Annotated in this window: 18 protein-coding genes; 10 read left to right on the top strand and 8 right to left on the bottom strand. The window is 60.3% G+C overall.

Going from position 1 to position 24,504, the window contains the following annotated elements:
* Positions 1 to 33: 33 nt before the first annotated feature.
* Positions 34 to 1,575 (bottom strand): NCS1 family nucleobase:cation symporter-1, encoded by a 1,542-nt coding sequence (locus tag ACA057_RS09340; protein WP_497347704.1) that lies wholly within the window; start codon positions 1,573 to 1,575, stop codon positions 34 to 36.
* A gap of 576 nt (positions 1,576 to 2,151) precedes the next feature.
* Complete coding sequence (locus tag ACA057_RS09345) at positions 2,152 to 2,892, bottom strand: phosphoadenylyl-sulfate reductase (protein ID WP_008027340.1); 741 nt, start codon at positions 2,890 to 2,892, stop codon at positions 2,152 to 2,154.
* Positions 2,893 to 3,065: 173 nt separating this feature from the next.
* Here ACA057_RS09345 and thrH point away from each other — a divergent pair, with 173 nt between their 5' ends.
* Positions 3,066 to 3,683, top strand: coding sequence for a bifunctional phosphoserine phosphatase/homoserine phosphotransferase ThrH (thrH, locus tag ACA057_RS09350; RefSeq protein WP_150633975.1), 618 nt, complete (start codon positions 3,066 to 3,068; stop codon positions 3,681 to 3,683).
* A 105-nt stretch (positions 3,684 to 3,788) separates the two neighbouring features.
* Here the strand turns inward: thrH and pabB are convergent, their stop codons facing one another.
* The 4 genes from pabB to rloA form a co-directional block, all read right to left on the bottom strand.
* Positions 3,789 to 5,126, bottom strand: a complete 1,338-nt coding sequence (gene pabB / locus ACA057_RS09355; RefSeq protein ID WP_497347706.1) for an aminodeoxychorismate synthase component I — start codon at positions 5,124 to 5,126, stop codon at positions 3,789 to 3,791.
* A gap of 231 nt (positions 5,127 to 5,357) precedes the next feature.
* Positions 5,358 to 6,344: an alpha-L-glutamate ligase-like protein gene (locus tag ACA057_RS09360; protein ID WP_497347708.1), complete on the bottom strand. Its 987-nt coding sequence runs from the start codon at positions 6,342 to 6,344 to the stop codon at positions 5,358 to 5,360.
* Positions 6,344 to 7,879, bottom strand: coding sequence for an osmotic stress tolerance membrane protein RloB (gene rloB, locus ACA057_RS09365; RefSeq protein ID WP_497347710.1), 1,536 nt, complete (start codon positions 7,877 to 7,879; stop codon positions 6,344 to 6,346). Before rloB ends, ACA057_RS09360 begins: the two co-directional genes overlap by 1 nt.
* Positions 7,880 to 7,884: 5 nt before the next feature.
* Positions 7,885 to 8,421, bottom strand: a complete 537-nt coding sequence (gene rloA / locus ACA057_RS09370) for a retropepsin-like aspartic peptidase RloA (protein WP_401358000.1) — start codon at positions 8,419 to 8,421, stop codon at positions 7,885 to 7,887.
* A gap of 302 nt (positions 8,422 to 8,723) precedes the next feature.
* Here rloA and ACA057_RS09375 point away from each other — a divergent pair, with 302 nt between their 5' ends.
* The 6 genes from ACA057_RS09375 (at position 8,724) to prpD (ending at position 17,310) form a co-directional block, all read left to right on the top strand.
* Positions 8,724 to 9,443 carry a GntR family transcriptional regulator gene (locus ACA057_RS09375; RefSeq protein ID WP_177333652.1) on the top strand — a complete coding sequence of 240 codons (720 nt, stop codon included), beginning with the start codon at positions 8,724 to 8,726 and terminating at the stop codon, positions 9,441 to 9,443.
* Positions 9,440 to 10,330 (top strand): methylisocitrate lyase, encoded by an 891-nt coding sequence (prpB, locus tag ACA057_RS09380; protein ID WP_059404637.1) that lies wholly within the window; start codon positions 9,440 to 9,442, stop codon positions 10,328 to 10,330. The genes ACA057_RS09375 and prpB overlap by 4 nt, the downstream gene beginning before the upstream one ends.
* A 148-nt stretch (positions 10,331 to 10,478) precedes the next feature.
* On the top strand, positions 10,479 to 11,606 hold the full coding sequence (gene prpC / locus ACA057_RS09385) for a bifunctional 2-methylcitrate synthase/citrate synthase (protein ID WP_497347713.1): 1,128 nt from the start codon (positions 10,479 to 10,481) through the stop codon (positions 11,604 to 11,606).
* A gap of 201 nt (positions 11,607 to 11,807) precedes the next feature.
* Positions 11,808 to 14,405, top strand: a complete 2,598-nt coding sequence (gene acnD, locus ACA057_RS09390; protein ID WP_497347715.1) for a Fe/S-dependent 2-methylisocitrate dehydratase AcnD — start codon at positions 11,808 to 11,810, stop codon at positions 14,403 to 14,405.
* Between the two features lie 55 nt (positions 14,406 to 14,460).
* The gene (gene prpF / locus ACA057_RS09395; RefSeq protein WP_059404634.1) at positions 14,461 to 15,651 is read left to right on the top strand and encodes a 2-methylaconitate cis-trans isomerase PrpF; all 1,191 of its coding nucleotides are present in this window, start codon (positions 14,461 to 14,463) and stop codon (positions 15,649 to 15,651) included.
* A 174-nt stretch (positions 15,652 to 15,825) separates the two neighbouring features.
* Positions 15,826 to 17,310 carry a 2-methylcitrate dehydratase gene (gene prpD / locus ACA057_RS09400; protein WP_497347717.1) on the top strand — a complete coding sequence of 495 codons (1,485 nt, stop codon included), beginning with the start codon at positions 15,826 to 15,828 and terminating at the stop codon, positions 17,308 to 17,310.
* 87 nt (positions 17,311 to 17,397) lie between these two features.
* On the opposite strand, the gene ACA057_RS09405 is transcribed toward prpD, so the two are convergent.
* Positions 17,398 to 18,285, bottom strand: coding sequence for a DMT family transporter (locus tag ACA057_RS09405; protein WP_497349849.1), 888 nt, complete (start codon positions 18,283 to 18,285; stop codon positions 17,398 to 17,400).
* Positions 18,286 to 18,419: 134 nt separating this feature from the next.
* Between ACA057_RS09405 and ACA057_RS09410 the strand changes: the two genes are divergently transcribed.
* Positions 18,420 to 19,829 (top strand): aminotransferase-like domain-containing protein, encoded by a 1,410-nt coding sequence (locus ACA057_RS09410; protein WP_497347719.1) that lies wholly within the window; start codon positions 18,420 to 18,422, stop codon positions 19,827 to 19,829.
* A gap of 123 nt (positions 19,830 to 19,952) precedes the next feature.
* Here the strand turns inward: ACA057_RS09410 and ppsR are convergent, their stop codons facing one another.
* Positions 19,953 to 20,771: a posphoenolpyruvate synthetase regulatory kinase/phosphorylase PpsR gene (gene ppsR, locus ACA057_RS09415; protein WP_497347721.1), complete on the bottom strand. Its 819-nt coding sequence runs from the start codon at positions 20,769 to 20,771 to the stop codon at positions 19,953 to 19,955.
* Between the two features lie 174 nt (positions 20,772 to 20,945).
* On the opposite strand from ppsR, the gene ppsA reads away from it, so the two are divergent.
* Together ppsA and ACA057_RS09425 are read left to right on the top strand one after the other, a co-directional pair.
* Positions 20,946 to 23,321, top strand: coding sequence for a phosphoenolpyruvate synthase (ppsA, locus tag ACA057_RS09420; RefSeq protein ID WP_497347723.1), 2,376 nt, complete (start codon positions 20,946 to 20,948; stop codon positions 23,319 to 23,321).
* Between the two features lie 130 nt (positions 23,322 to 23,451).
* The gene (locus ACA057_RS09425) at positions 23,452 to 24,441 is read left to right on the top strand and encodes an alpha/beta fold hydrolase (RefSeq protein ID WP_497347725.1); all 990 of its coding nucleotides are present in this window, start codon (positions 23,452 to 23,454) and stop codon (positions 24,439 to 24,441) included.
* The last annotated feature ends 63 nt before the right edge of the window (positions 24,442 to 24,504 follow it).

Below are 24,504 nucleotides of genomic sequence, written 5' to 3' on the forward strand. Positions count from 1 at the left end.
TCTGCGGCCCGACGGTGCCGGGCCGCCGTGGGATTAATGGCAGACGTTGTCGACCGCGATGGCTTCACCGCTGACGTCGGCGTAATGCGGCTGCCGCTTGGCGATGATCAGGTAGAGCATCCCGGCGATGCCGGCGCCAATCAGCCAGGAGAACGGCGATACGCTGTGGAAACCCGGCACGAGCGCCAGGACGATGGCGATCAGCGCTGCAGGAATGAACGCCGCCACGGCGCGTAAATTGACCCCGCGGCTGTAGTAATAAGCGCCGTCGGGATCTTCGCTGTACAACTGCGGCACGTTGACCTGAGCTTTTCGTACAAGCCAGTAATCGACCATGATCACCCCGTACAACGGGCCGAGCAGGGCGCCGAGGCCGGAGAGGAAATACACGATCACCAACGGGCTGTTGTAGAGGTTCCACGGCAGGATCAGCACCGCGATGGTCGCGCTGATGAGCCCGGCGCGGCGGAAGGTCAGGTATTTCGGCGCCAGGTTGCTGAGCACGAAGGCCGGGGCAACGAAGTTGGCCATGATGTTCACCGCCACGGTGACGATCAGGAACGCCAGGCAGCCAAGGACCAGGAAGAAGGTGTTGGGGATCGAGGCGATGATTTCTGTCGGGCTTTCGATGATCCGGCCGTTGATCTGAAATTGCGCGCCACAGAGCAGGACGGTGATGCTCGCGAACACCAGAATATTCACCGGCAAGCCCCAGAAATTGCCGACCTTGATAGTCTTGCGGCACGGCGAAGAGCGGGCGAAGTCGCAGAAGTTGAGGATCAGCGTGCCGTAGATCGACAGCCACAACGCGCCGCCGGCAAAGATGTTGCGCCACATCTCGCCACCGGTCAGCGGTTCGCGGATCGACCAGGCGATGGTCGCGTCGGCCTGGAAGTACATCCACCCGGCGAGGGAGGCGACGGTCAGCAGAATGACGGGCCCGGCAAAAGCTTCGTAGCGTCGCACCATTTCCATGCCGTACGCCAGGATCGCCAGTTGCACGAACCAGATCGCCACGAAACATACCCAGCCCAAGGTCGATAGGCCGAGGATCGAGTTGTGGTCGTAGTCGGCGAAGCCGGGATGCACCGCTGTCAGCAATACGCGAAAGACCACCGACGCCAGGTACGTCTGAATCCCGAACCAGGCGATGGCGATAACGGCGCGGATCAACGCAGGAATCTGCGCCCCGTGAATGCCGAAACTGATCCGGCTGATGACCGGAAACGGCACGCCGGTCTTCTGGCCCATGTAACCGGAAAGGTTCATGAAGCAATACACCAGCGCCGCGCCGATCCCCAGCGACAGCAGAATCTGCCAGCCGCCCAGGCCCAACGCATACAGTCCGATGGCGAAGGAGTAGTTGGCGATGTTGTGAACGTCATTGGTCCACAGGGCAAAGATGCTGTAACGACCCCAGCGCCGACCTTCGGCCTTGGTTGGCGCCAGGTCTTTGTTGTGCAGTCGGGGACTGAGCACCACGGGTGCCTGGAACGGTTGATCGTGGGTGACGGAAGTGGGGTGGGAGGAGGGCAAATCCAGCGCGATGTTGTTGTTGGAGAGACTAGTACGCATTCCGGCAGGCTCCGAGCTTGGCGTCGCGATGACTGTGCATGAGCGTGGGCTCGACAAATCTTCGTCGCGGGCAGTAAGCATCATTGGTTACGGGGCATCTGCAGCCTGTACGGGATAGGGCGCTTCAGGCTTGCGGATCTAAAGTGTATGTATGTTTTGATTTTTATTGTATACAAAACATGTATGCACTTAAGCCATATCCATGCCAGTCACCGATCTATGAATTCTGCTGCTAATTTCTTTTTGTTATCTTTAAGCGATAAGTGACTGAAATTAAGGCGATATAAATTGACTGTTTGAACAGGTATTTATTTTTCAGTGGGCTTTGTAGGAAATGTCGACTGAGGAAGTCAGGGCTTGGGCGTGTAACTTTTTGGGGCGCTGAAATGAAAAGTGCACACACAAATGGCACCTATGGTGACAGTCGTGTGTACACATTTATGAGGCTGAAAATGAATCCCCTGTGGCAGCGGGCTTGCTCGCGAGTGCGGTGGATCAGGCAACGTTGATGTCGACTGATACACCCACTTCGCGAGCAAGCCCGCTCCCACATTTGGATCTTTATGAGGCGGGAGGTTATGCCTTGGATTTGCTGATGATATTCCCCGCATGCAGCCCGCATTCTTTCTGCGTCGCTTCTTCCCACCACCAGCGACCTTCACGCTCATGCTGGTTTGGCAACACGGGGCGGGTGCAAGGCTCGCAGCCAATGCTGATAAAGCCGCGTTCATGCAGGCTGTTGTACGGCAGCTCGAGCATGCGGATGTAACCCCAGATCTCTTCGCTGGTCATTTGCGCCAACGGGTTGAATTTGTACAGGGTGCGCTCCGGCGTGGAGAACGCGGTGTCGATTTCCAGCACGGCTACGGCGCTGCGGGTGCCCGGGCTCTGGTCCCGGCGCTGGCCGGTGGCCCAGGCGGTGACGCCCGAGAGTTTGCGCCGCAGCGGCTCGATCTTGCGGATGCCGCAGCATTCGCCATGGCCGTCCTTGTAGAAACTGAACAGACCCTTTTCCTTCACGAACGGTTCAAGCTTGGTGTAGTCCGGCGACACCAGCTCGATGTCGATCTTGTAGTGCTCGCGCACCTGATCGATGAAGCGGTAGGTCTCGGGGTGCAAGCGACCCGTGTCGAGGCTGAACACTTTGACGTTTTTGTTCAGCTTCCAGGCCATGTCCACCAGCACCACATCCTCGGCGCCGCTGAAAGATATCCACAGGTCATCGCCGAACTCGGCGAACGCGAGTTTCAGGATGTCCTGGGCGGATTTGTTGGCATAGGTCGTGGCGAGTTCCACGACGTCGAACGTTGGGCTCATCAGGGCGGCTTCCTACAGGTCGGTGGCGCTGGGCGCTCTATATGGCCCTGATGGTAACAAAAACCTGCGGCCACTGGCGCGCCCTCTGCGTTGCGCAGGCCCGCCCGAGTCGCTAGAGTTCGGCAACCTTTTTGCTTGCTCGACTCAATAATCAATACAAATGGGAGTGTCTTGTGGAAATTGCCTGTCTGGATCTTGAAGGTGTACTGGTCCCGGAAATCTGGATCGCCTTCGCCGAAAAAACCGGGATCGAATCCCTCCGGGCCACCACTCGGGACATCCCCGACTACGACGTGCTGATGAAGCAGCGCCTGCGGATTCTGGATGAACACGGCCTGAAACTCACCGACATCCAGGAAGTGATCGCTACGCTCAAGCCGCTGGACGGTGCCGTCGAGTTCGTCAACTGGCTGCGTGAGCGCTTTCAGGTGGTGATTCTGTCGGACACCTTCTACGAATTCTCCCAGCCGCTGATGCGTCAACTGGGCTTCCCGACCTTGCTCTGCCATCGTTTGATTACCGACGATGCCGGGCGGGTGACGAGCTATCAGTTGCGTCAGAAAGACCCGAAGCGTCAGTCGGTATTGGCCTTCAAGAGCCTTTATTACCGGGTGATTGCGGCGGGTGATTCCTACAACGACACCACCATGTTGGGCGAGGCCGATGCCGGGATTCTGTTCCATGCGCCGGACAACGTGATTCGCGAGTTCCCGCAATTCCCGGCGGTGCATACGTTTGAGGATTTGAAGCAGGAATTCATCAAGGCTTCGAATCGGGCGTTGAGTTTATAGTCATTTTCGAGGACGCCTTCGTGGGCAAGCCTCGCTCAGATTTGTGTCGATCAAATGCCCGACGATCGACACAAACCTGCAGGAGCGAGGCTTGCCCGCGAAGCTCTAAAGGTTTTGCAGGGTATCGAGCAGCACTTTCACCTTGGTGATCGATTCCTGATACTCGGCCTGCCACTCGGAGTCCGCGACGATTCCGCCGCCGCCCCAGCAACACACCTGCCCATCCTTGACCAGCAAGCTGCGAATGGCGATGGAGCTGTCCATCTCGCCGCGCACGTCCAGGTACAGCAACGAACCGCAGTACAACCCGCGCCGGGTCGGTTCCAGCTCATCAATGATCTGCATCGCCCGAATCTTCGGCGCCCCGGTGATAGAACCGCCCGGGAAACTGCCGGCGATCAGGTCCAGCGCATCCCGATCCTCCGCCAACTCTCCGGTCACGCTACTCACCAGGTGATGCACGTTCGGGTAGCTTTCCAGGCTGAACAATTCCGGCACTCGCACCGAGCCGATGCGGCAGGTACGACCGAGGTCGTTGCGCAACAGGTCGACGATCATCAGGTTTTCCGCGCGATCCTTGGGGCTGGCCAGCAGCTCGGCGGCGTTCGCTGCATCTTCTGCCGGGGTCAGCCCACGAGGCCGGGTGCCTTTGATCGGGCGGGTTTCCACATGACGTTCGCTGACTTTGACGAAACGCTCCGGCGACAGGCTCAACACCGCGCCGCCGTCGGGCAGGCTCTGGAACCCGGAAAACGGTGTCGGGCACGCCGCCCGCAACGCGACATACGCGGCCCACGGATCGCCTTGGCACTGAGCACGGAAACGCTGGGCGAAGTTGACCTGGTAACAGTCGCCAGCCTGGATGTAATCCTGGATGCGCTCCAACGCCTGACGATAATGCTCAGCGCTCAAGTCGGCGCTCATTGGGCCGTTCAGTTTGAAAGGCTCGATAGAGGCCGGAGCTGGCTTACTGAACAACTCGATCAGACGCTGACACTCAGTCTCGGGCAGTGTTGGATGGAACACCAACTGACTGGTCATCAATTGGTGGTCGCTGATCAACGCCCAGTCGTACAGGCCGAAGCGTGCGTCGGGCAATTGCAGGTCGTCCTGCGCCTGACTCGGCAGGTTCTCCAGATGCCGACCGAAGTCGTAACTCAGGTAACCGATCAGGCCGCCGGCAAACGGCAGTTCATCAGGAACGCTCGCTTCACCGAGTCGAGTCAGATTGACGCGAAGGCGTTGCAGGAAATCGTCGCCGCTTTCATCCGGCAGCACGGCCAATTGCTCCAGCGGCCAGGCACTGAGCAAGTCGTAACGACCGCGATCGGCGATCGGCCGGCCACTGTCGAGCAGCACGGCGCCAGGGGCATGACGAATCGCCGCGAAGTACTCGGCGGGGTTGGCGCGATAGGGCAGCGGGTGTACGGAACAGGTCAACATGGGCGGGGCAGATCAGCCATCGTGGCGGGGGAGCGATTGTAGTCCTCTGCGGGATTTGCTCCTAGAGGGGATTGGCAGATTGGGGGCAGGGTTGAGTGCTGTGGTGACGGGTAGTCAGTCTTCGCGGGCAAGCCTCGCTCCCACAGGTTTTGTGTCGTTCATATATCGGGCGAACGACGCAAAACCTGTGGGAGCGAGGCTTGCCCGCGAAGGGGGCGACGCGGTCTCAGATCAACCCTCAACCGCCGGAATATGCCCAAACATCTCCTGAACAAACGCCACGCGCTCTTCGACGGTCTCTACCACCCCGCGCGCCTTCAACTCTTCCAGCCGCGCCTCGACCGCATGGGTGCGCAACGTCAGGCCACAATCATTGGCAATCTGAATGTTCAACCCCGGCCGGGCATTGAGCTCAAGAATCAGCGGGCCTTTTTCCTGGTCCAGCACCATGTCGACACCGATGTAACCCAGCCCGCACAACTCATAACAGCCGGCGGCGAGTTTCATGAAACCGTCCCAGTAGGGCAGTTGCACGCCGTCCACCGCGTTGGTGGTGTCCGGGTGCTTGGTGATGATGTTGTTCAGCCAGGTGCCGCGCAATGTCAGGCCTGTCGCGAGGTCGACACCGACGCCGATGGCGCCCTGGTGCAGGTTGGCCTTGCCGCCGGACTGACGGGTGGGCAGCCGCAGCATGGCCATCACCGGATAACCCAGCAACACGATGATGCGGATATCCGGCACGCCTTCGTAGCTGATGCTCTTGAAGATCTGGTCCGGGGTCACGCGGTATTCGATCAGCGCCCGATCCCGGTGTCCGCCCAGCGAATAGAGCCCGGTGAGGATGCTGGAGATATGGTGCTCGATTTCCTCGTGGCTGATGATCTTGCCGGACACCGTGCGATAGCGGCCCTCGAAACGGTCGGCCACCACAATGATGCCGTCGCCGCCCGCGCCTTGAGCCGGCTTGATCACGAAATCGTTGCGCCCGCCGATGATGGCGTCGAGGTTGTCGATTTCTTTCTCGGTGGAAATCACGCCATACAGCTCCGGCACATGAATGCCGGCGGCGATGGCGCGTTCCTTGGTGATGATCTTGTCGTCGACAATCGGGTACAGACTGCGCTTGTTGTACTTGAGCACGTAGTCTGCGTTACGCCGATTGATCCCCATGATGCCCCGGGCTTCCAGGGCCTTCCAGGTCTTCCAGAAGCCGAACATCAGGCGTCAGCCTTCTTCAGGAAGGCCTTGAAACGCACCAGTTCAGTCAGGCGGTAGCCGCGATAACGCCCCATCGCCAGCATGAAGCCCACCAGGATCAACAGGATCGCCGGGAAGGTGAACACGAAGTAAACCAGCTCCGGAACGCTCATGATCAGGTGCGCCAGGGACGCTGCGAACAGCGTACCGATCGCCACTTTCATGGCGTGGCCGGAACCGCGTTCTTCCCAGGTAATCGACAGGCGTTCGATGGTCATGGTCAGAATCACCATCGGGAACAGCGCCACCGACAACCCGCGTTCGAGGCCGAGTTTGTGGCTGAACAGGCTGATCGCCGCGATCAGCACCACCACGAACGTCAACACTACCGACAGCCTCGGCAGCATTTGCAACTTCAAGTGTTCCAGGTAGGAACGCAGTGAAAGCCCCAGCGCCGTGATGATGGTAAACAGCATGATGCCGAAGCCGAGCTGGGTTTCCCGGAATGCCAGGGCGATCAGCACCGGCGTAAACGTGCCCAGGGTCTGGATACCGATCAGGTTGCGCAGGATCAGGATCACCAGCACGCCGATCGGGATCATCACCATGATCATGAACGTCTGCTGGGTTTGCAGCGGCAGGCCGTACAGCGAGTATTCGAGGAAGTTGGCATCGGTGTTTTCGTCGGTCAGCTTGGCCAGGCGAATCGCGTTCATTTCGCTGTTGTTCATGCTGAACGTCACGGTGGCTTTCTTGCCGCCATCGACGGTGATCAGGTTTTCATCGCCGGTCCACCACAGCAGGCGGTCGGTCGGCAGACCCTGTTCGCCGGTTTCCGGGTTGAAGTACAGCCAGTCGGTGCCGTTGAAACTGCGCAGCCAGAGTTCCGGGACTTGCGGTTGGTCGGCCACCAGACGGATGGTGTGGACCTTCTCCACCGGCACGTGGGCAATCGACAGGACCAACTCGACGATCCTGGCTTTGTTGGCGGTGGCCGGATCGCCAGCCAGGAGCAGTTTCACGTTGTCGTCGTTGAGGTTGTTGACCCGCTTGATGGCTTCGCCGATGAAGGTTTCGACGTCGGCCGAGTGTTGGCGGATCGGCGCGAGCAGGGCTTCAGCGGCGATTTTTTCCGCGCCTTCGACGGCGATACTGTCGCGAAAGGTCGGGCCTTTGACCTTGAGCTTTTCACCGGAGTAGCGCTTGGTCAGCACCAGGCGGTAATACAGGGTCTGGTTGCCTTTGGCCCGACGTGCCGACCAGGTGACCTTGCGGTTGCCGTCGACACGGTTCACGGCCACGCCGTAGTTATTGGAGATGAAGCTCTCGTTGAGGCTGACGTAATCGCGGCTCAGCGGCGGCACGAACATCTGGATCTTGACCGGGTCTTTGGCACTGGCGACGAACTCGACCTTGGCGTCGATGTTCCACAAGTCGTCGGTGGCGTCTTCGGTCACGGGAATCCCGAGCACGAAGATCTGATAGGCCGTAACTGAAATGCCCAGCACCACCAGGATGGCGATCAGGAACTTCAGGTGGAGGGTAAGAGAGCGCATTGGAATTACTCTGCGGTATGTGCGTCGGTGGCGCAGGCGGGTTTGCCAGCAGCGTATTTGAGGCTGGGGTCGACCAGCGCATCGAAGCGTTTGAGCGCTTCGGAGCCGATCAGGAGCGGGTATTGGAAGGCGCTGCGGTCGGTCAAGTTCACTTCTATGCTGCGTAAAGCCGAACCCATGCAGATATCCAGCTCGATCACCGGACGGGCGGTGTACTTCTTGCCCTCGTCCGGGTCGTAGTCGCCGGCCCGGCGCTTGATCTTGCTGACGCGGGCCAGCGGGCGTTCGATCGGGTGCGAATGAGCGGCGTCGATCGCCAGATAAAAGCGCACCCAGGATTCGCCATTGCGTTTGAAGCGCTTGATGTCACGGGCGCTCAGGGAGGCGGTTTTCGCCCCGGTGTCGAGTTTGGCGGCGACTTCCAGGTCGATGCCGTCCAGGGACGCGTACTCATTGAGGCCGTACACGGTCTTTCCCCCCGCCGCGGCAACACCGGGCAGGCACAGTAGGTAAAGGAAAGCGGGGAAGGGCTTGAGTCTCATAAATCCTGGTGCGCAGCGGTCCGTGTTTCAATTCAAGGCCCTGGCATCGCTGCGCAAGCTCCCTCGTATGCCTATCAACTGTTTATGACAAGCAGTGCAGATGTCACAGACAAATGCGGGCGGCATTCTAGCACGGTGGGTGTATGGCGCCAGCGCTGGCAGGCGGCTATAAACAGTTGGGCTGCTTCGTTATGGTGCGGCCGGTTATTAGACGATTGTCGACAATACCGATTTTCTCTTTGACTATTTGGCCTGTATTCGCTAGTTTTTGCGGCATCAGCTTTCAAGGTGTCGACAATATGCTGGATCAACTCGATCCCCCGGTCATTGCTCAAGACGATTCTGAAACGCTTTCCGAGAACGTCTTCCGACGCATTCAGGCGGCCATCGTCAAGGGCGAGATCGCCCCGGGCAGCAAGATCTCCGAGCCGGAACTGGCGCGCACCTATGGCATCAGCCGCGGTCCGCTGCGCGAGGCGATCCACCGCCTGGAAGGCCAGCGCCTGCTGGTGCGCGTGCCGCACGTCGGGGCGCGGGTGGTGTCGCTCAATCACGCCGAGCTGCTGGAACTCTACGAAATCCGTGAATCCCTCGAAGGCATGGCCTGCCGTCTGGCAGCCGAGCGCATGACCCTCGAAGAAATCGACGAACTGCGCCGGGTCCTCGAAACCCACGAGCGCGATGCGGCGTTTCAAGCCGGCGTCGGCTATTACCAGCAGGAAGGCGATTTCGACTTTCATTACCGAATCATCCAGGGCAGCGGCAACCGCACCCTGACGCAAATGCTCTGCGGCGAGTTGTATCAACTGGTGCGCATGTACCGCATCCAGTTTTCCACCACGCCCAATCGCCCGCGCCAGGCCTTTGCCGAGCACCACCGAATTCTCGACGCCATCGCCGACCGTGACGGTGAGCTGGCCGAGTTGTTGATGCGCCGCCACATCGGCGCCTCCAAACGCAATATCGCCCGTCATTACCAGGACGGCGCTAACCCGACAGCCACTGAACGAGGTGAGTCATGAGTTTGAACAAGAGCACTCCAGGCCAGCGTTTCCGCGATGCGGTCGCCAGCGAACATCCGCTGCAAGTGGTCGGCGCGATCAACGCCAACCACGCGCTGCTGGCCAAGCGCGCCGGTTTCAAGGCTATTTACCTGTCGGGTGGCGGGGTGGCTGCCGGCTCCCTCGGCGTGCCGGACCTGGGCATCACCAGCCTGGACGATGTGCTGACCGATGTGCGCCGCATCACTGATGTCTGCGACCTGCCGCTGCTGGTGGACGTGGACACCGGTTTCGGTTCCTCGGCGTTCAACGTTGCGCGCACCGTCAAGTCGATGATCAAGTTCGGCGCCGCGGCGATCCACATCGAAGACCAGGTCGGCGCCAAGCGCTGCGGTCATCGCCCTAATAAAGAGATCGTGTCGCTGCAGGAAATGGTCGACCGGATCAAGGCCGCTGTGGATGCGCGCACCGATGACAGCTTCGTGATCATGGCCCGCACCGACGCCCTGGCGGTGGAAGGTCTGGAGTCCGCACTGGATCGCGCCGCGGCGTGCATCGAGGCCGGCGCCGACATGGTGTTCCCGGAAGCCATCACTGAACTTGAGATGTACAAGCTGTTCGCCAGCCGCGTGAAAGCGCCGATCCTGGCCAACATCACCGAGTTCGGCGCGACCCCGCTGTACACCACCGAGCAACTCGCCGCTGCCGACGTGTCGCTGGTGCTGTACCCGCTGTCGGCCTTCCGCGCGATGAACAAGGCTGCGGAAAACGTCTACACCGCGATCCGCCGCGACGGCACGCAGCAGAACGTGATCGACACCATGCAGACCCGCATGGAGCTTTACGATCGCATCGACTACCACACCTTCGAACAGAAGCTCGATGCGTTGTTTGCCGCGAAGAAGTAATGAGACCCCGTGTGGGAGCGAGCCTGCTCGCGATGGACGTTAACGATAATGCGGTGTCCCTGATGCACCGAGGTGTAGCGTCCACCATCGCGAGCAGGCTCGCTCCCACAAGTTTCCCCTAAAAATTTCAAGAAAATTGGAGACAGCAATGGCCGAAGCAAAAGTACTCAGTGGCGCCGGGCTCCGTGGCCAGGTTGCCGGGCAAACCGCACTGTCCACCGTGGGCCAGTCGGGCGCCGGTCTGACCTATCGTGGCTACGACGTTCGCGAACTGGCGGCTGACGCACAATTCGAAGAAGTGGCTTACCTGCTGCTGTACGGCGAGCTGCCGACCAAAACGCAACTCGCCGCCTACGTGAGCAAGCTGAGCAAGCTGCGTGACCTGCCGCAAGCGCTGAAAGAAGTGCTGGAACGCATCCCCGCCGACGCCCATCCGATGGACGTGATGCGCACCGGTTGCTCGTTCCTGGGCAACCTCGAGCCGGAGAAAGACTTCTCCGAACAACACGATGTCACCGACCGCCTGTTGGCTGCATTCCCGGCGATCATGTGCTACTGGTATCGCTTCAGCCACGACGGCAAGCGCATCAGCTGTGTGAGCGACGAACAATCCATCGGCGGCCACTTCCTGCACCTGCTGCATGACAAGAAGCCGAGCGAGTTGCACGTCAAAGTGATGAACGTTTCGCTGATCCTCTATGCGGAACACGAGTTCAACGCTTCGACCTTCACCGCGCGGGTGTGCGCATCGACCCTGTCGGACATGTATTCCTGCGTCACCGCCGCCATCGGCTCGCTGCGCGGTCCGCTGCACGGCGGCGCCAACGAAGCGGCGATGGAAATGATCGAGCGCTTCAGTTCGCCGGAAGAGGCGATCAAAGGCACTCTCGGCATGCTTGAGCGCAAGGACAAGATCATGGGCTTCGGCCACGCGATCTATAAGGACAACGATCCGCGCAATGAAGTGATCAAGGGCTGGTCGAAAAAACTCGCTGATGAAGTGGGCGACACCGTGTTGTTTCCGGTGTCCGAGGCCATCGACAAGACCATGTGGGAACAGAAGAAACTGTTCCCGAACGCCGACTTCTACCATGCGTCGACGTACCACTTCATGGGCATCCCGACCAAGTTGTTCACACCGATCTTCGTCTGCTCGCGCCTGACCGGCTGGGCTGCGCATGTGTTCGAACAACGTGCCAACAACCGCATCATCCGCCCAAGCGCCGAGTACGTCGGCGTCGAACAGCGCAAGTTCGTGCCAATCGAACAACGCTGAATGGTGAGCTGACCCGGAGCAGGAAAACCCCGCTAAACCCCTGTGGGAGTGAGCCTGCTCGCGATGACGGACTGACATTCAACATTGATGTCGACTGATGTACCGCTATCGCGAGCAGGCTCGCTCCCACAGTGGAGGGTGTGAGCTTCGAACCCGGTGCCAGGCCCCACCTTTTGAAACTACCGTGACCGAGTCCTGACGATGAACACTGAATTCCGCAAACCGCTGCCCGGCAGCCATCTGGATTACTTCGACGTCCGTGCGGCTGTCGAAGCCATCCAGCCCGGCGCCTACGACACTCTGCCGTACACCTCCCGCGTGCTGGCGGAAAACCTGGTGCGTCGCTGCGACCCGGCCACGCTGACCGAATCCCTCAAGCAATTCATCGAGCGCAAACGCGACCTCGACTTCCCGTGGTTTCCGGCGCGCGTGGTGTGCCACGACATCCTCGGCCAGACCGCACTGGTCGACCTCGCCGGCTTGCGTGACGCCATCGCCCTGCAAGGGGGTGACCCGGCGCAAGTGAACCCGGTGGTGCCGACGCAACTGATCGTCGACCACTCCCTGGCCGTCGAGCGCGGTGGGTTCGATCCGGAGGCGTTCGAGAAGAACCGCGCCATCGAAGACCGTCGCAACGAAGACCGTTTCCACTTCATCAACTGGACCAAAAAGGCGTTCAAGAACGTCGACGTGATCCCGCCCGGCAACGGGATCATGCACCAGATCAACCTGGAGAAAATGTCTCCGGTGATCCAGGTGCGTGACGGCGTTGCCTTCCCTGATACCTGCGTCGGCACCGACAGCCACACCCCGCACGTCGATGCCCTGGGCGTGATCGCCATCGGCGTCGGTGGCCTGGAAGCGGAAAGCGTGATGCTTGGCCGCGCATCCTGGATGCGTCTGCCGGAAAGCGTCGGCGTTGAACTGACGGGCAAGCTGCAACCGGGCATCACCGCCACCGACATGGTGCTGGCGCTGACCGAGTTCCTGCGTCAGCAAAAAGTCGTCGGCGCGTGGCTGGAGTTCTTTGGCGAAGGTGCATCGAAGCTGACCCTCGGCGACCGCGCGACCATCTCCAACATGGCCCCGGAATACGGCGCCACGGCGGCGATGTTCTACATCGACCAGCAGACCATCGACTACCTCAAACTCACCGGCCGTGAAGACGAGCAAGTGCAGTTGGTCGAGACCTACGCCAAGCACACCGGCCTCTGGGCCGACAGCCTGAAGAACGCACAATACGAGCGCGGGTTGATCTTCAACCTGTCCTCGGTCGTGCGCAACATGGCCGGTCCGAGCAACCCGCACGCCCGCGTCGCCACCTCGGACCTCGCCGCGCAAGGCATCTCCGGTCAGTGGGACGACGTGCCGGGGCAGATGCCGGATGGCGCGGTGATCATCGCCGCCATCACCAGCTGCACCAACACCAGTAACCCGCGCAACGTCATTGCCGCCGGCCTGCTGGCGCGCAATGCCAACAAGCTCGGGTTGACCCGCAAGCCATGGGTCAAATCGTCCCTGGCGCCAGGTTCGAAAACCGTGGCGTTGTACCTCGATGAAGCAGGCCTGACCGATGAGCTGGAACAGCTCGGCTTCGGCGTCGTGGCCTTCGCTTGCACCACCTGCAACGGCATGTCCGGCGCACTGGACCCGGTAATCCAGCAAGAGATCATCGACCGCGACCTGTACGCCACTGCGGTACTGTCCGGCAACCGTAACTTCGACGGGCGGATTCACCCGTACGCCAAGAACGCGTTCCTCGCCTCGCCACCTTTGGTGGTGGCTTACGCCATCGCCGGGACCATCCGTTTCGACATCGAAAAGGACGTGCTGGGCCTCGACGCCGAGGGCAAGGAAATCCGCCTGAAAGACATCTGGCCGAGCGACGAAGAGATCGACGCAGTAGTGAAAGCCTCGGTTAAACCGGAGCAGTTCCGTCAGGTCTACATTCCGATGTTCGCCATCCACGAAGACACCGGCCCGAAAGTCACGCCGTTGTACGACTGGCGCGAAATGAGCACCTACATCCGCCGTCCGCCGTACTGGGAAGGCGCACTGGCCGGCGCGCGTCCGCTCAAGGGCATGCGCCCGTTGGCCGTGCTGCCGGACAACATCACCACCGATCACTTGTCGCCATCGAACGCGATCATGCTCGACAGCGCCGCCGGTGAATACCTGGCGAAAATGGGCTTGCCGGAAGAGGACTTCAACTCTTACGCCACGCACCGTGGTGACCACTTGACCGCGCAACGCGCGACCTTCGCTAACCCGAAACTGTTCAACGAAATGGTCCAGGAAAACGGCAAGGTCAAGCAAGGTTCGCTGGCCCGCGTCGAGCCGGAAGGCAAAGTGATGCGCATGTGGGAAGCCATCGAAACCTACATGGAACGCAAGCAGCCGCTGATCATCATCGCCGGCGCCGACTACGGTCAGGGCTCGTCCCGCGACTGGGCGGCGAAGGGCGTGCGTCTGGCCGGTGTGGAAGCGATTGCCGCCGAAGGCTTCGAGCGTATTCACCGCACCAACCTGGTGGGCATGGGCGTGTTGCCGCTGGAGTTCAAGCCGGGCACCGACCGTCACACCCTGGCCATCGACGGCAGCGAAACCTACGACGTGATCGGCGAGCGCACACCGCGCGCCGAACTAACGCTGGTGATCAATCGCAAGAACGGCGAACGCGTCGACGTGCCGGTGACCTGCCGCCTCGACACCGCCGAAGAAGTGTCGATCTACGAGGCCGGTGGCGTGCTGCAACGCTTCGCCCAGGACTTCCTCGAAGAATCGGCGGTCGCCGTTTAACACACGCAATGCGGGCACGGGACTTCAAGTCCCGTGTCTGCTGATAGGGAACACTATGGCTCACGCACCTCAAATCAAGATCCCCGCCACCTACATGCGTGGCGGCACCAGCAAAGGCGTGTTCTTCAGCCTGCAAGACCTGCCCGAAGCGGCACAGATTCCTGGCCCGGCGCGCGATGCCTTGTTGCTGCGCGTAATCGGCAGCCCCGACCCGTACGACAAGCAAATCGACGGCATGGGCGGCGCGACGTCCAGCACCAGCAAAACCGTGATCCTGTCGAAAAGCATCAAGGCCGATCACGACGTCGACTACCTGTTCGGTCAGGTGTCCATCGACAAGCCTTTCGTCGACTGGAGCGGCAACTGCGGCAACCTGTCGGCAGCGGTCGGTTCGTTCGCCATCAGCAACGGCCTGGTGGACGCCAGCCGCATTCCGCAGAACGGCGTGGCCGTGGTGCGCGTGTGGCAGGCCAACATCGGCAAGACCATCATCGCCCACGTGCCGATTACCAACGGTGAAGTGCAGGAAACCGGCGATTTCGAACTCGACGGCGTGACCTTTCCGGCCGCCGAAGTGCAGGTCGAATTCATGGACCCGGCGGCGGAAGAAGAGGGTGGCGGCGGTTCGATGTTCCCCACCGGCAACCTGGTGGATGACCTGGAAGTGCCCGGCGTCGGCACCTTCAAGGCGACCATGATCAACGCCGGCATCCCGACCATTTTCGTCAACGCCGAAGACATCGGCTACACCGGCACCGAGCTGCAAGGCGCGATCAACGGTGATCCTAAAGCGCTGCTGATGTTCGAGACCATCCGCGCTTACGGTGCGTTGCGCATGGGCCTGATCAAGGACCTGGACGAAGCGGCCAAGCGTCAGCACACGCCCAAGGTGGCGTTCGTGGCCAAGCCTGCGGATTACGTCGCGTCCAGCGGCAAGGCCATCGCGGCCGGCGATGTCGATCTGCTGGTGCGTGCGTTGTCCATGGGCAAGTTGCACCACGCAATGATGGGCACGGCAGCCGTGGCGATTGGCACGGCCGCGGCAATCTCCGGCACGTTGGTCAACCTCGCGGCGGGCGGCATCGAACGTAACGCCGTGCGCTTCGGCCATCCGTCCGGCACCTTGCGCGTGGGAGCTGAAGCCAGCCAGGTCAACGGTGAATGGACCGTGAACAAAGCCATCATGAGCCGCAGTGCACGGGTGTTGATGGAAGGCTTCGTCCGCGTGCCGGGTGATTCTTTCTGACCCACACCTATCCCCTGTAGGAGCCAGGCTTGCCGGCGAAGGCGTCCGCAAGATCGCCTTCGCCGGCAAGCCTGGCTCCTACAGGACCGCACTTCAAAATAAGAATTTTGTTACTGACTGAGATTTACCTGAACCGAGGTCCCATCAACGAACCACTGACCGAGTGAATCGAACATGAGCGCCAACGTCGACCTGAACAACCGCCCCGACTACGACACGGTCCTGCAGGACATCGCTGACTATGTCCTCACCTTCAACATCGAATCCCAAGAAGCGTTGGACACCGCCCGCAACTGCCTGATGGACACGTTGGGCTGTGGCCTGCTGGCCCTGCGTTTTCCCGAATGCACCAAACACCTTGGCCCTATCGTCGAAGGCACCGTCGTGCCTTTTGGCGCGCGGGTGCCGGGCACGCATTTCCGTCTCGACCCGGTCAAGGCGGCCTGGGACATCGGCTGCATCGTGCGCTGGCTCGATTACAACGACACCTGGCTCGCGGCCGAGTGGGGCCATCCGTCCGATAACCTCGGCGGGATTCTCGCGGTGGCCGACCATCTGTCGCAAAAACGTTTGGCCAATGGCGAGGCGCCGCTGACGGTTCGCGCAGTGCTCGAAGCCATGGTCATGGCCCACGAGATTCAGGGCGTCATCGCGCTGGAAAATTCCTTCAACCGCGTAGGCCTCGATCACGTCATCCTGGTGAAAGTCGCCTCGACCGCCGTCACCGCCAAACTGATGGGGGCCAATCGCGAGCAATTGCTGTCGGCGTTGTCCCACGCGTTTGCCGATGGCCAGGCATTACGGACCTACCGCCATGCGCCGAACGCCGGGTCGCGAAAGTCCTGGGCGGCCGGGGATGCGTCGAGTCGTGGCGTGCGCCTGGCAGACATCGCGATGCGCGGTGAAATGGGCATCCCCAGCGTGCTGACCGCCAAGCAGTGGGGCTTTTATGACGTGTTGTTCAGCCACACCAACAATGATCTGGCGCTCAAGCCCGAAGACAAACGCGTGTTCAGCTTTTCGCGCAAGTACGGTAGTTATGTGATGGAAAACGTGCTGTTCAAGATCAGCTTTCCCGCCGAGTTCCACGCGCAGACCGCTTGCGAAGCTGCGGTCACCCTGCACCCGCACGTCAGGAATCGCCTGCACGAAATCGACAAAATCGTCATCACCACCCACGAATCGGCGATCCGCATCATTTCCAAGGTCGGCCCGTTGGCCAACGCCGCGGACCGCGACCATTGCATTCAGTACATGACCGCCGTGCCGCTGGCGTTCGGCAATCTGGTGGCCGAGCAGTACGAAGACGATTTCCACGCGGCGCACCCGATCATCGATGTGCTGCGCGAGAAAATGGTCATCGTCGAGGAGCCACGCTTCACCCGCGAATACCTCGAGGCCGACAAGCGCTCGATCGCCAATGCGATACAGGTGTTTTTCAAGGACGGTTCCAGCACCGAGAACGTGGTGGTGGAATACCCGATCGGCCATCGCCGTCGCCGTGTCGATGGCATCCCGCTGTTGGAGGACAAGTTCAAGGCCAACCTCGCGACCCGCTTCACTGCGCAGCGCAGTGCCGAGATTTTTGCGTTGTGCACCGATCAGGCGAAGCTTGAGGCCACACCGGTGAATCGGTTTGTCGATCTATTCGTGATCTGACACCCATCCCTGTAGGCGCCAGGCTTGCCGGCGAAGGCGCCCTCAAAAACGCCTTCGCCGGCAAGCCTGGCGCCTACAGGAATGTGTTCAACCGTTGAGCCATTTCTCGATGGGCAATTTGGTGATGGCAAACCCCAGCAGCAATATCGCCGAATAGATTACAAGTTCTCGAGAAATAACCTGTCCCTCGTACCACGCACCCATCACCACCGCGAACACCGGAAAAATAATGAACACAAACGACAAAATGATCGGGCTCAGTCGTTTGAGCAGCAAAAAGTAAACGATAAATCCACCCACCGACGCCACCAGCCCCAGATAGAGCAGGGCGCTCCACGAGCGCAAGCTGATGGCCGCGAACACCGGCGCCTCAACACTCAATCCCGCGATAAACAACATTAGCCCGGCGATACCGATCGGCAGGGTGTTGTAGGTAATCACGCTGATCGCCGTGCCGTGTTTCTTGGTCACCACGTAACACAGCGCATGCATCACCGCCGCGCAAAGAATCGCCAGCACCCCGAACAACTCGGCATGGTCCAGATGCAGCCCTTGGCTGCGGATAATCATGAACAGGCTGCCGAAGCCGATGGTGATACCCAGCACCTGTGAAGGGTAGATTTTCTCCCGCAGAAACAGCGCGGAAAACAGCAAAATAAACACCGGCATGCAGCTGAACAGCAGCGCCGTCAGACCGGACGACACGTGCATTTCGCCGTAGTTGAGCAAGTAGTACGGCAGGCTGAAATACGACAGCGTGACGAACACAAAGAACCAGCGGCTTTCCCTGGGAAACAACAGCGGCTCACGACGCAGGCGGGCGAAGCAGAGAAACAGCGGGAAGGCGATCAGGAACCGCAGGCCCGCAGCCGTCAGCGGCGGCACGCTTTCCACGGCAATTTTTATCCCCAGCCACGTCGTCCCCCAACTCAGGCACACGATGAGAAACAACGTGCTGGTGACCAGTGCGGTCAACCAGGGTTTGCGGATACTTGCAGGCGCGCTGATAGCGATGGACATGATCGATTCCTTTGTCGTCGGATTGACCTTCAAAGGCAAAAGGTCTATCCCTGATTGAACCTGTTTCAAACACGCTATTCGGGGCTGCAATGACTGTCAAAGTAAGTATTGCCATGGTGTCAATCCTGCGCGACGGCCTCGCCAATGGTCTGGGCGTGAAGTACAAACGCCTCGCCGACGCCGTGGAAAAAGGCATTGCCGAAGGGCTGATCGAACCCGGTTGCAAGTTGCCGCCGCATCGACTGTTGGCTGATAGCGTGGGCGTCACCATTGGCACCATCAGTCGTGCGTATGGCGAACTGGAGCGTGTGGGTTTGGTGGTGGCCCGTGTAGGAGACGGCACTTATGTGCGTCAGCGCGGGATGGAGCGCCCGCGAGACGTCGGCTTTCGCAATGTCAGCGATGAACCCAGGCCGTTTTTCGACATGAGCCGCAATCAGCCGATTCCGGGGCGGGAAGCGCATTTCCTGAGTCAGACCCTGCAAGCCCTGGCCCTCGATCCCCACGCGTTGCGACACCTCGGCGGCTACACCGCCGAGGCCGGACTGCCGCGCTACCGTGCGGCGGGCGCGCATTGGCTCAGGCACGGAGCGTTTGTCCCGAGCGCCGAGCAGATCGTCTGCGTGAACGGCGGCCAGCACGGTGTGTTGTGTGCATTGATGGGGTTGATCAAGGCCGGCGACACCGTGGTGACCGAACACCTGACTTACCCTGGGTTGATCAGCGTCGCACGCCTGCTGGGGATAAAACTCATCGGCGTGGCGATGGATGATGAAGGACTGGATCCCGTCGCCCTTGAGGAAATTTGCCGTCACCATCGTGTCTCAGCGCTGTATTGCACGCCGACAATCCAGAATCCTACGGCGGCGGTGATGTCGGTCGCACGGCGCGAGGCGATTGCAGAGGTCTGCCGGCAGAATAATCTGTTGATCTTCGAGGACGAGGCCCACGCGGTATTGGCTCAGCAGCGTCCGTTACCGTTGAGCCATTTCGCCCCGGAGCGCTCGGTGTTGATTGGCAGCCTGAGCAAGGCGGTTTCAGCAGGGCTGCGGGTCGGTTATCTGCATGCGCCGCAACCGTTGATCGGACGCTTGAGCGCGGCAGTGCGCGGGACGTGCTGGATGGCCAGTCCGCTGACGCTGGAAGTGGCGAGCCTGTGGATAGAAAACGGTGTCGCGGAGCAGTTGCTGGGCCAGCAGATTGTCGAGATTGGCCGGCGCAAGGCGTTGGTCAGCGGTCAGTTGGAAGGTCTGGTGTTTAATACGCATCCTCACAGTCCGCACTTCTGGATCGAAGTGCCAGAACCGTGGCGGGCCTCGCAGATTGCTGCAGAGCTGAAGGAAAACAATTACCTGGTGGCCACAGGAGAGATGTTTGCGGTCGGGCATGGCGCGGTGCCGCAGTTCATCAGGGCGAGTGTGTGTCATTCGACGGGGGATGATCAGCTATTGCTTCGAGGGTTTGAGGCGTTGGCGGGGGCATTAACAGAGACCGTGTAATCGTTCATCGCGAGCAGGCTCGCTCCCACAAGGGATCTCGTTCGTACACAAATGTTGTGTCCACTGAAGATCCACTGTGGGAGCGAGCCTGCTCGGGATAGCGGTGCAACAGGCGCTACATCACTACTTGAACCGCCGCTCCACGCCTTTCTCCACCAGAATCTTCGCCGAAATCTCTTCCACCGAAAAGTGCGTGGAATTGATGTTCGGGATGTTCTCGCGGCGGAACAGGTTCTCCACTTCGCGCACTTCGAATTCGCACTGTGCATAACTCGAATAGCGGCTGTTGGGCTTGCGCTCGTTGCGGATCGCGGTGAGGCGGTCCGGGTCGATGGTCAGGCCGAACAGCTTGTGCTGATGGGCGCGCAGGGCGTTCGGCAGTTGCAGGCGCTCCATGTCGTCCTCGGTCAGCGGGTAGTTGGCCGCGCGGATGCCGAATTGCATGGCCATGTACAGGCAGGTCGGGGTTTTGCCGCAGCGCGACACGCCCACCAGGATCAGGTCGGCCTTGTCGTAATAGTGCGTGCGGGCGCCGTCGTCGTTGTCGAGGGCGAAGTTCACCGCCTCGATGCGCTCCATGTAATTGGTGCTGCTGCCAATCGAGTGCGATTTGCCGACGGTGTAGGAAGAATGTTCGGTCAGTTCCTGTTCGAGCGGCGCCAGGAAGGTCGAGAAAATGTCGATCATGAAACCATTGGACGTTGCGAGGATCTCACGAATGTCCTGGTTGACGATGGTGTCGAAGATGATCGGCCGAAAGCCGTCGTTTTCGGCGGCTTTGTTGATTTGTTGTACCATGGCCCGCGCTTTATCCACGTTGTCGATGTACGGCCGCGTGAATTTGTTGAAGGTAATGTTCTCGAACTGCGCCAAGAGGCTTTGGCCAAGGGTCTCGGCTGTGATGCCGGTGCCGTCGGAAATAAAGAAAGCAGATCGTTTCATTTGCACCTTGGGCCTTAAGCTAATGATCATTCTTGGATATGATAGGCGCGATTTGCTGGCCGCCAGTGGCCCGCATTCTCACTTATTTTCCAGGTCCAGGCCATACAGCTGGCAAATGCTCCCCCGAGCAGCCGGCTTCTGAGCTTTTCCAACACAGTTAGTGGAGAGATCACCTTGGTAGAGTACGTAGTTTCCCTCGATAAGCTCGGCGTCCATGATGTAGAGCACGTAGGGGGCAAGAACGCATCCCTTGGCGAGATGATCAGTAACCTTGCAGGTGCCGGTGTATCGGTGCCCGGTGGCTTCGCCACGACAGCTCAGGCTTATCGTGATTTTCTCGAACTGAGCGGCCTGAACGATCAGATCCACGCCGCCCTCGACGCCCTGGACGTCGACGATGTCAATGCCCTCGCCAAGACCGGCGCCCAGATCCGTCAATGGATCATGGAAGCCGAATTCCCCGAGAAGCTCAACGCCGAGATCCGCACCGCGTTCACCACGCTGTCGGCCGGCAACCCTGACATGGCCGTGGCCGTGCGCTCTTCCGCTACCGCCGAAGACCTGCCGGATGCTTCCTTCGCCGGTCAGCAGGAAACCTTCCTGAACATCCGTGGTGTCGAAAACGTTATTCGCGCCGCCAAAGAGGTGTTCGCTTCACTCTTCAACGACCGCGCCATTTCCTACCGCGTGCACCAGGGCTTCGACCACAAGCTGGTAGCCCTGTCGGCCGGTGTGCAGCGCATGGTCCGCTCCGAAACCGGCACCGCCGGCGTGATGTTCACCCTCGATACCGAATCGGGCTTCCGTGACGTGGTGTTCATCACTGGCGCCTACGGCCTGGGTGAAACCGTCGTACAAGGCGCGGTGAACCCGGATGAGTTCTACGTCCACAAAGGCACGCTGGCAGCCGGTCGTCCGGCCATCCTGCGTCGCAACCTGGGCAGCAAAGCCATCAAGATGATCTACGGCGAAGTGGCCACGGCCGGCAAGTCGGTCAAGACCATCGACGTCGACAAGGCCGATCGTGCACGTTTCTGCCTGAGCGACGCCGAAGTCAGCGAACTGGCCAAGCAAGCGATGATCATCGAGAAGCACTACAAGTGCCCGATGGACATCGAGTGGGCCAAAGACGGCGACGACGGCAAGCTCTACATCGTTCAGGCCCGTCCTGAAACCGTGAAGAGCCGCACCCAGGCCAACGTCATGGAACGTTACCTGTTGAAAGAAACCGGCACCGTGCTGGTTGAAGGTCGCGCCATCGGCCAGCGCATTGGCGCCGGCAAGGTCCGCATCATCAAGGACGTGTCCGAGATGGACAAAGTCCAGCCAGGCGACGTGCTGGTCTCCGACATGACCGACCCGGACTGGGAACCGGTCATGAAGCGCGCCAGCGCCATCGTCACCAACCGTGGCGGTCGTACCTGCCACGCGGCGATCATCGCTCGCGAGCTGGGCATCCCGGCCGTGGTCGGTTGCGGCAACGCCACCCAGCTGTTGCAAGACGGCCAGGGCGTGACCGTTTCCTGCGCTGAAGGCGACACCGGCTACATCTTCGAAGGCGAACTGGGCTTCGACATCAAGAAAAACTCCGTCGACGCCATGCCTGATCTGCCGTTCAAGATCATGATGAACGTCGGTAACCCGGACCGCGCCTTCGACTTCGCGCAGCTGCCGAACGCCGGTGTGGGCCTGGCCCGTCTGGAATTCATCATCAACCGCATGATCGGCGTGCACCCCAAGGCGCTGCTGAACTACGCCGGGCTGCCGCAGGACATCAAGGACAGCGTCGACAAGCGCATTGCCGGCTACGACGATCCGGTCGGTTTCTACGTCGAGAAGCTGGTTGAAGGCATCAGCACCCTGGCCGCTGCGTTCACCCCGAAAAAGGTCATCGTGCGTCTGTCGGACTTCAAGTCCAACGAATACGCGAACCTGATCGGCGGCAAGCTCTACGAGCCGGAAGAAGAGAACCCGATGCTGGGCTTCCGTGGCGCTTCGCGTTACATCAGCGAATCGTTCCGCGACTGCTTCGAACTCGAATGCCGTGCCCTCAAGCGCGTGCGCAACGAGATGGGCCTGACCAACGTCGAAATCATGGTGCCGTTCGTCCGTACCCTGGGCGAAGCGAGCCAGGTCATCGACCTGTTGGCGGAAAACGGCTTGAAGCGTGGCGAAAACGGCCTGCGCATCATCATGATGTGCGAACTGCCGTCCAACGCGATTCTTGCTGAAGAATTCCTCGAGTTCTTCGATGGCTTCTCCATCGGCTCCAACGACCTGACCCAACTGACCTTGGGCCTGGACCGTGACTCCGGGATCATCGCTCACCTGTTCGACGAGCGTAACCCTGCGGTCAAGAAGCTGCTGGCGAACGCCATTGCCGCGTGCAACAAGGCTGGCAAGTACATCGGCATCTGCGGTCAGGGCCCTTCGGACCATCCTGATCTGGCCAAGTGGCTGATGGAGCAGGGCATTGAAAGCGTTTCGCTGAACCCCGATTCCGTACTGGAAACCTGGTTCTTCCTGGCTGAAGGTCAAGCCTCGGCTTGATGATGATGTTGTTGTAGGAGCGAGCAAGCTCGCTCCTACAATGATTGGCGGCGCGGTCTATGACCGGTTCCATTAAGATTCAAGTAGGGCGGGCTCCTCTGGAAGCCGCCCTTTTTTGTGCAAGAGCATTATGCAAAGCAGCAGCAACCTATTTCCTGTCGCCCTGATCAGCGCCGAGCGGCGCGGCGATCTGAGCGAAGACGTCTATCGTTTGAAACCTGGCAACAGCCCCGACGGCACCGTCGAGCTGGCGGTAACCCGCCTCGGCCTGGCCGATGAATCGTCCGTGCGTGGCGTGCCGGTGATCCTGTTGCACGGCAGTTTTTCCAATCGACGCTTCTGGTTTTCCCCGAAAGGCCTGGGGCTGGGCGCTTACCTGACTCGCCTGGGGTTCGACGTGTGGATTCCGGAAATGCGCGGTCATGGCCTGTCCCAGCGCAACCACGACTACCGCAAGAACCGCGTCGCCGACTATGCGCGCTACGATCTGCCAGCCATTGGCGCGTTCGTACGCGAGCAAAGTGGCCAGGTTCCGCACTGGATCGGTCACTCGCTGGGCGGGATTACTCTGGCGGCGGCATTGGGCGGTGAGTACATCGGCGAGCCGGTCGTGGCCTCTGCGGCGTTTTTCGGTACGCAGGTCAGCCGCACTTACTGGCCGTTGAAGATTCCGCCGGTGGAGTGGAGCGGACGCTTCATTCTCAAGCGTTTTGCCCAACTGTCCGGTTCCCGGCTCAAGCGTGGCCCGGAGGACGAGCCGATTGGCCTGGCCCTGGAAAGCATGCGCTGGTACGGCCTGTTCGGGCGCTTCGGCGATGCCGACAAGGATTGGTGGGCCGGGTTGGCCGAGGTTCAGTTACCCGTACTGGCCGTGAGTGCAGCGGGCGATCATCAGGACCCGGCCTGGGCCTGTCGCAAGTTGTTCGATCAGGTTGGCTCCGAGCACAAGCAATTTATAAACCTGGGGCGCGAGCAGGGCTTTGGCGATAATTTCGGCCACGTGGAAATGCTCGTCAGCAAAGCCGCCCAGACTGAAGTCTGGCCGTTGGTGGCCCGCTGGCTGGCGGATCAGCAAACGCCGTTACTGGGTGGGAAGCCGGATTTGGCCGCGGCGGTTTGAGCCCGATGCTCTAACAAGGGCATTTCGCTCTGATCGGCTTGCGGCTAAGATATGACGCATTGA

Source organism: Pseudomonas sp. LBUM1661 (assembly GCF_059695925.1).